Below are 7,716 nucleotides of genomic sequence, written 5' to 3' on the forward strand. Positions count from 1 at the left end.
ACCATGAACGCAGACGGCCGTACCAGGCTGAATCAGACACCCGAGTGGACCGCTCTGGTCAAGCACCGTGAGGAGTTCGCGGACACCCATCTGCGGGATCTGTTCGCGGCGGACCCCGGACGCGGCTCCGGTTACACGCTCCAGGTCGGTGACCTGTTCATCGACTACTCCAAGCACCTCGTCACCGACGAGACCCTGCGGCTGCTGCGCGAGCTGGCCGCCGCCACCGACGTCCTCGGGCTGCGGGACGCCATGTTCCGCGGCGAGAGGATCAACACCACCGAGAACCGCGCCGTGCTGCACACCGCGCTGCGCGCCCCGCGGGACGCGGTGGTCGAGGTCGACGGCGAGAACGTCGTGCCCGGCGTGCACGCCGTGCTCGACAAGATGGCCGGCTTCGCGGAGCAGATCCGTTCCGGCGCCTGGACCGGACACACCGGCCGGCGGATCCGCAACGTCGTCAACATCGGCATCGGTGGCTCCGACCTCGGCCCCGCGATGGCCTACGAGGTGCTGCGCGCCTTCACCGACCGGGACCTGACCGTCCGTTTCGTCTCCAACGTCGACGGCGCCGACCTGCACGAGGCGACCCGCGACCTGGACCCGGCCGAGACGCTGTTCATCGTCGCGTCCAAGACCTTCACCACCATCGAGACGGTCACCAACGCCACCTCCGCCCGCACCTGGCTGCTGGCCGCCCTGCGCGACGAGGCCGCCGTCGCCCGGCACTTCGTCGCCCTGTCGACGAACGCCGGAAAGGTCGCCGAGTTCGGCATCGACCCGGACAACATGTTCGAGTTCTGGGACTGGGTCGGCGGCCGCTACTCGTACGACTCCGCGATCGGCCTGTCGCTGATGATCGCGATCGGCCCGGACCGCTTCCGCGAGATGCTCGACGGTTTCCGCCTCGTCGACGAGCACTTCCGCACCGCCCCCGCCGAGTCCAACGTGCCGCTGCTGCTGGGCCTGCTCGGCATCTGGTACGGCAACTTCCACGACGCGCAGTCGCACGCCGTGCTGCCGTACTCGCACTACCTGTCGAAGTTCACCGCGTACCTCCAGCAGCTCGACATGGAGTCCAACGGCAAGTACGTCGGCCGGGACGGCCGCGAGGTGGAGTGGCAGACCGGGCCGGTCGTCTGGGGCACGCCGGGGACCAACGGGCAGCACGCCTACTACCAGCTCATCCATCAGGGCACCAAGCTGATCCCGGCGGACTTCATCGGCTTCGCCGAGCCGGTCGCCGAACTCGGCGACGAGCTGAAAGCCCAGCACGACCTGCTGATGGCCAACTTCTTCGCCCAGACCCAGGCGCTGGCCTTCGGCAAGACCCCCGAGGAGGTGCGGGCGGAGGGCGTGCCGGAGGAACTGGTCGCGCACAAGACCTTCCGGGGCAACCACCCGACGACCACGATCCTCGCGCGCGAGCTGACCCCGTCCGTGCTCGGTCAGCTGGTCGCCCTCTACGAGCACAAGGTGTTCGTGCAGGGCGCGGTGTGGGACATCGACTCCTTCGACCAGTGGGGCGTCGAGCTCGGCAAGGTCCTCGCCAAGCGCGTCGAGCCCGCGCTGACCGAGGGCGCCGAGGTGCCCGGCCTGGACCCGTCCACCACCGCGCTGGTCGCCAAGTACCGCGAGCTGCGCGGCCGTTGATCCGTGCGGGAGGCCGCGCGGACGCAAAAGCGGGTGCGCGGCCGGCCTCCGGCGGGTGACACTGCTCCGGCGCCGTCACCCGCCGGAAGGACACTCACCATGGATCAGCTCCTGGCCGCGCTCGCCGACCCGGAACGACTGCGGCTGTACGCCAGGATCGTGCTGGAGGACCTGCCGCCGCGCGAGGAGGACTCGCCGGCCGCCCGCCGGCACCTGGGGCGCCTGATCGCGGTGGGGCTGGTGGAGCGCCTGCCCGACGGTTCCCTGCGGGCCGACCCGGCGGTCTTCCGCCGCGCCCGCCCCGCCGACCCGGCGCCGGCCGGGGTGCCCCGGCACCTGACCGGCTTCTTCGCCCAGGGGCGGCTGACGTCGATCCCGGTCCGTCCGGCCGTGCGCCGCGAACTGCTGGAGCACCTGACCGAGACGTTCTTCGCGGCCGACCGCGGCTACACCGAGCGGGAGGTCAACGAGGCGTTCCGCACCGTCCACGACGACACCTCCGCGCTGCGCCGCCACTGCGTGGAGAACGGCCTGCTGGTGCGCGAGCGCGACGGCAGCAGCTACCGGCGGGTCACCGCGGCCGCCGTCTGAGGGCCCCGCGAGGGCGCCCTCCGCGCACCGGTGCCGGGCCCGGGCGTCGGGCGTACGGGCTGCGGACCCCCGCGGGATGGATGCCACCGCCGGCCCCGGCGCAGGGTGCGTGCCCCCACGGGACGCCGCGCGCGCCGGTCGTCTCGGCCCGCGCCGGGGGCCGCCCCGCAGGGACGGCGGCGGGTGGCACACCCGCACCCGCCCGGGTCGGAGCGGCATGCCGGTCGCCCCGCTCTTCGCGGACGGCTCGGCACGGCCGCTCACCGTTCTTCGCCTTCCAGCGGCACTTCGTCCGGGGCGTGCCGGCCGCGTCGGCCGGCTCGGTGAAGTGAACGAAAAGGGCGGCGGAGGTGCGAGTGCCTCCGCCGCCCTTCGTTCATCCGCTCACGGCGACGCCGGCGGGTACAGCGACCGCGGCAGCTGGGACGCAGCCGCCGCGTCCAGCAGCCACAGGGTGCGGGCCCGGCCGTGCGCGCCGGCCGCCGGGGCCTGGATCTCGCCGGCCCCCGACAGGGCCATGGCCGCGGCGTTCGCCTTGTCCTCGCCCGCCGCCAGCAGCCACACCTCACGGGCCGCCCGGATCGCCGGGAGGGTGAGGGTGACGCGGGTCGGCGGCGGCTTGGGCGCGCCGTGCACGCCGACCACCATGCGGTCCGTCTCGCGCACCGCGGGCAGCTCGGGGAACAGGGACGCCACATGGGTGTCCGGGCCGACGCCCAGCATCAGGACGTCGAACGTCGGGACCGGGGCGTGGTTCTCCGGGACCGCGGCCCCGGCCAGTTCCTCGGCGTAGGCGGCCGCCGCCGCGTCCACGTCCGAGCCGTACGGACCGTCCGACGCGGGCATGGCGTGCACGCGCTTCGGGTCCAGCGGGACCGAGTCGAGGAGCGCCTCGCGGGCCTGGGTGACATTGCGCTCCGGGTCGCCCTCCGGCAGGAAGCGCTCGTCGCCCCACCACAGGTCCAGGCGGGCCCAGTCGACGGCGTCCCGGGCGGGCGCGGCGGCCAGCGCGGCCAGCAGGCCGTTGCCGTTGCGGCCGCCGGTCAGGACGACCGACGCGGTGCCGCGCGAGGCCTGGGCGTCCACGACCTTCGTGATCAGCCGGGCCGCGGCGGCCTGCGCCATCAGCTCCTTGTCGCGGTGGACGACCAGTTGGGGAGTGCTCACTTGGCCGCCGCCTTCTTCACCGGTGCCGGCGCCGCCGCGTCCTTCGCGGGTGCTTTCGCAGCCGTCTCGACGGGGGCCCGGACCGCTTCGGGTCCGTCGGTGACGGCTCCCCGAGCGGAGCCGGCCGCTCCTTTGGCCGACGGCTCCCCGGCAGCGGCGGAGGCCGGGGCGTGCAGCCGGTCCACTCCGTACCGCAGCGCCGAGGCATAGGTGTCGTCCGGGTCCAGCCGCCGCAGCTCCTCCGCGATCAGCTCGGCCGTGTCCCGCCGCTTCAGCGCGACCGCCCGGTCCGGCTGGCCCTGGATGGACAGCGTGGCCAGCGAGCCGTCGGCGCGGTCGAGGCTGACCGGGCCGCAGTCGGTGTCCATGCGGACCGCGGTGAGACCCGGTCCGGCGGACAGCGAGCGCCGGACGGGGACGTCCAGCCGGTCCGCGAGCCACATCGCCAGCAGCTCACAGCTCGGGTTGAACTCCTCGCCCTCCACCTCCACGCCCCGGACCTCGCAGACCACCTGGTCCAGAGCCGCCGCCAGCATCGAGCGCCAGGGCGTGATGCGGGTCCACGACAGGTCGGTGTCGCCCGGCGTGTAGGTGGCGGCGCGGGCGGACAGGTCCCGTACCGGCTGCTCGGCGGCGTAGGTGTCGGTGACCCGGCGCTGGGCCAGCGCGCCCAGCGGGTCGCCCGCCGGGTCGAGCGGCGCGTCCACCGGCCACCAGACCACCACGGGGGCGTCCGGCAGCAGCAGCGGCAGCACCACCGACTGGGCGTGCTCGGCCACCTCGCCGTACAGCCGCAGGATGACCGTCTCGCCGGTCCCGGCCTCCGCGCCCACCCGCACCTCGGCGTCGAGGCGGGACTGGGTGCGGTCCCGGGGGGTGCGCGAGACGCGCTTGATCACCACGAGGGTGCGCGAGGGATGCTCGCGCGAGGCGTCGCCGGCGGCCTTCAGGGCGTCGTAGGCGTTCTCCTCGTCGGTGACGATGACCAGGGTGAGGACCATGCCGACGGCGGGCGTGCCGATGGCGCGGCGGCCCTGCACGAGCGCCTTGTTGATCTTGCTGGCCGTGGTGTCGGTGAGGTCTGTCTTCATGGCCGGCGCCAGCTCCGTCCGTCTCGTTCGAGCATCTGGTCCGCCTCGACGGGTCCCCACGTCCCGGCCGGGTACTGGGCCGGGGTGCCGTTGCGGTCCCAGTACTCCTCGATCGGGTCCAGGATCTTCCAGGACAGCTCGACCTCCTCGGTGCGCGGGAAGAGGTTCGAGTCGCCCAGCAGCACGTCCAGGATCAGCCGCTCGTACGCCTCCGGGCTGGACTCCGTGAAGGACTCGCCGTACGCGAAGTCCATGGAGACGTCCCGGATCTCCATCGAGGTGCCCGGCACCTTGGAGCCGAAGCGGACGGTGACGCCCTCGTCGGGCTGCACGCGGACGACGATCGCGTTCGACCCGAGTTCCTCGGTGGCGGTGGTGTCGAACGGGGAGTGCGGGGCGCGCTGGAAGACCACCGCGATCTCGGTGACCCGGCGGCCCAGACGCTTGCCGGTGCGCAGGTAGAAGGGGACGCCCGCCCAGCGCCGGTTGTCGATCTCCAGCTTGATCGCGGCGTAGGTGTCGGTCTTCGACCGGGCGTCGATACCCTCTTCCTCCAGGTAGCCGATGACCTTCGCGCCGCCCTGCCAGCCCGCCGCGTACTGTCCGCGCACGGTGTCGCGGCGCAGGTCCCTGGGCAGTTTCACGGCGCCCAGCACCTTGGTCTTCTCCGCGGCCAGCGCGTCCGCGTCGAAGGAGGCGGGCTCCTCCATCGCGGTCAGCGCGAGCAGCTGGAGCAGGTGGTTCTGGATGACGTCGCGGGCGGCGCCGATGCCGTCGTAGTACCCGGCGCGGCCGCCGATGCCGATGTCCTCGGCCATGGTGATCTGCACGTGGTCCACGAAGGACCGGTTCCAGATCGGCTCGAACATGGTGTTGGCGAAGCGGAGCGCCAGGATGTTCTGGACGGTCTCCTTGCCCAGGTAGTGGTCGATGCGGAAGACCTGGTCCGGGGCGAAGACCTCGTGGACGACCTGGTTCAGCTCCTCGGCCGAGGCCAGGTCGTGGCCGAACGGCTTCTCGATCACCGCGCGGCGCCAGGAGCCGCCCTGCTGGTCGGCCAGCCCGTGCTTCTTCAGCTGCTGGATGACCACCGGGAACGAGCGCGGCGGCACCGAGAGGTAGAAGGCGAAGTTGCCGCCGGTGCCCTGCGCCTTGTCCAGCTCCTCGATCGTGGCGCGCAGCCGCTCGAAGGCGTCGTCGTCGTCGAAGGTGCCCTGGACGAAGCGCATCCCCTGGATGAGCTGCTGCCAGACCTCCTCGCGGAACGGCGTACGGGCGTGCTCCTTGACGGCGTCGTGGACCTCCTGCGCGAAGTCCTCGTGAGCCCATTCCCGGCGGGCGAAGCCGATCAGCGAGAAGCCCGGCGGCAGCAGACCCCGGTTGGCGAGGTCGTAGACCGCGGGCATCAGCTTCTTCCGGGACAAATCGCCCGTGACGCCGAAGATGACCAGGCCCGACGGCCCCGCGATACGCGGGAGCCGTCGGTCTGCGGGGTCACGCAGCGGGTTGCTGCTCGACAAGGTGTCAGCCCTCCGCGGGGGCGAGGCGCTTGAGCTCCGCCTCGGTCGACTTCAGCAGGTCGTTCCAGGACGCCTCGAACTTCTGGACGCCCTCGTCCTCCAGGAGCTGGACCACGTCGTCGTACTTGATGCCGAGCTGCTCGACCGCGTCCAGGTCGGCACGGGCCTGCTCGTACGTGCCGGCGACGGTGTTGCCGGTGATCTCGCCGTGGTCCTCGGTGGCCTGGAGCGTGGCCTCCGGCATGGTGTTCACGGTGTTCGGCGCTACCAGGTCGACGACGTACATGGTGTCCCGGTACGCCTTGTCCTTCACGCCGGTCGACGCCCAGAGCGGACGCTGCCGGTTGGCGCCCGCGTTCTCCAGCGCGCTCCAGCGGTCGGAGGAGAAGACCTCCTCGTACGCCTGGTAGGCGAGCCGGGCGTTGGCGACGGCGGCCTTGCCGCGCAGCGCCTTGGCCTCGTCGGTGCCGAGCGCGTCGATCCGCTTGTCGATCTCGGTGTCCACGCGGGACACGAAGAAGGACGCCACCGAGTGGATCTCGGACAGGTCCAGGCCCCGCTCCTTCGCCTTCTCCAGGCCGGAGAGGTAGGCGTCCATGACCTTGCGGTAGCGCTCCAGCGAGAAGATCAGCGTGACGTTGACGCTGATGCCGTTGCCGATCGTCTCGGCGATCGCCGGCAGACCCGCCTCGGTGGCCGGGATCTTGATCAGGGTGTTGGGCCGGTCCACCAGCCACGCCAGCTGCCGGGCCTCGGCCACGGTCGCGCGGGTGTTGTGCGCCAGGCGCGGGTCCACCTCGATCGACACCCGGCCGTCCTGGCCGTCCGTGGCGTCGAAGACCGGGCGCAGGATGTCGGCGGCGTCCCGGACGTCCGCCGTGGTGATCATGCGGATGGCCTCTTCGACGGTGACCTTGCGGGCGGCGAGGTCGGTCAGCTGCTGGTCGTAGCCGTCGCCCTCGGAGATCGCCTTCTGGAAGATCGTCGGGTTGGTGGTGACGCCCACGACGTGCTGCTGGTCGATCAGCTCGGCGAGGTTGCCGGACGTGATCCGCTTGCGCGACAGGTCGTCCAGCCAGATCGCGACGCCTTCATCGGAGAGGCGCTTCAGTGCGTCTGTCATGGAAAATGCATCTCCTACGTGTCGTGTGTGAGCGTCAGCGCTGGGTGGCGGCGATCGATTCCCGGGCCGCGGCGGCCACGTTCTCGGCGGTGAAGCCGTACTCGCGGAAGAGGACCTTGCCGTCGGCGGAGGCACCGAAGTGCTCCAGGGAGACGGTGCGCCCGGCGTCCCCGACGTACTTGTGCCAGGTCAGGCCGATGCCCGCCTCGACCGAGACGCGAGCCCTCACCTGCGGCGGCAGCACGCTGTCCCGGTACCCCTGGTCCTGCTCCTCGAACCACTCGACGCACGGCATCGACACCACCCGGGTCGGCACGCCGTCGGCCTGCAGCGCCTCGCGCGCCTCGACGGCGACGTGCACCTCGGAACCGGTGGCGATGAGGACGACCTCCGGCTCGCCGCCCTCGGCCTCGAACAGCACGTAGCCGCCGCGCGCCGCGTTCTCGTCCGGCTCGTACGTCGGCACGCCCTGGCGGGTCAGCGCCAGGCCGTGCGGGGCGCCCTTGCCGAACTCCTTGGTGTACCGCTTGAGGATCTCGCGCCAGGCGATCGCGGTCTCGTTGGCGTCCGC

The 7,716-nt window shown here is 72.0% G+C and carries 7 protein-coding genes; 2 read left to right on the forward strand and 5 right to left on the reverse strand.

The genetic code is table 11. The annotated features are described in order from the left end of the window. Window positions 1–3 precede the first annotated feature (3 nt). Window positions 4–1,653, forward strand: coding sequence for a glucose-6-phosphate isomerase (gene pgi, locus ACFF45_RS01810; RefSeq protein ID WP_381340918.1), 1,650 nt, complete (start codon window positions 4–6; stop codon window positions 1,651–1,653). 336 nt (window positions 1,654–1,989) lie between these two features. Then, window positions 1,990–2,244, forward strand: a complete 255-nt coding sequence (locus ACFF45_RS01815; protein ID WP_381340952.1) for a DUF2087 domain-containing protein — start codon at window positions 1,990–1,992, stop codon at window positions 2,242–2,244. A gap of 384 nt (window positions 2,245–2,628) precedes the next feature. Here the strand turns inward: ACFF45_RS01815 and pgl are convergent, their stop codons facing one another. From pgl to ACFF45_RS01840, 5 genes are all read right to left on the reverse strand, one after another. Then, complete coding sequence (pgl, locus tag ACFF45_RS01820; protein ID WP_381340920.1) at window positions 2,629–3,411, reverse strand: 6-phosphogluconolactonase; 783 nt, start codon at window positions 3,409–3,411, stop codon at window positions 2,629–2,631. Then, window positions 3,408–4,502 carry a glucose-6-phosphate dehydrogenase assembly protein OpcA gene (gene opcA, locus ACFF45_RS01825; protein WP_381340923.1) on the reverse strand — a complete coding sequence of 365 codons (1,095 nt, stop codon included), beginning with the start codon at window positions 4,500–4,502 and terminating at the stop codon, window positions 3,408–3,410. The genes pgl and opcA overlap by 4 nt, the downstream gene beginning before the upstream one ends. Then, complete coding sequence (gene zwf, locus ACFF45_RS01830) at window positions 4,499–6,022, reverse strand: glucose-6-phosphate dehydrogenase (RefSeq protein WP_381340926.1); 1,524 nt, start codon at window positions 6,020–6,022, stop codon at window positions 4,499–4,501. Before zwf ends, opcA begins: the two co-directional genes overlap by 4 nt. A gap of 4 nt (window positions 6,023–6,026) precedes the next feature. Beyond that, window positions 6,027–7,145 (reverse strand): transaldolase, encoded by a 1,119-nt coding sequence (gene tal / locus ACFF45_RS01835; RefSeq protein ID WP_381340928.1) that lies wholly within the window; start codon window positions 7,143–7,145, stop codon window positions 6,027–6,029. A 34-nt stretch (window positions 7,146–7,179) separates the two neighbouring features. Next, window positions 7,180–7,716: transketolase-like TK C-terminal-containing protein (locus tag ACFF45_RS01840; protein WP_381340930.1), on the reverse strand; the 537-nt coding region annotated here is incomplete at its 5' end.

Origin of the sequence: Streptomyces cinereospinus (genome assembly GCF_042430725.1) — a bacterium.
Classification (GTDB): Bacteria; Actinomycetota; Actinomycetes; order Streptomycetales; family Streptomycetaceae; genus Streptomyces; species Streptomyces cinereospinus.

Bases quoted from the DNA above. Each gene is read 5' to 3' on its own strand.
- pgi (WP_381340918.1), top strand. From the start codon at position 4: ATGAACGCAGACGGCCGTACCAGGCTGAATCAGACACCCGAGTGGACC.
- opcA (WP_381340923.1), bottom strand. From the start codon at position 4,502: ATGAAGACAGACCTCACCGACACCACGGCCAGCAAGATCAACAAGGCG.
- tal (WP_381340928.1), bottom strand. From the start codon at position 7,145: ATGACAGACGCACTGAAGCGCCTCTCCGATGAAGGCGTCGCGATCTGG.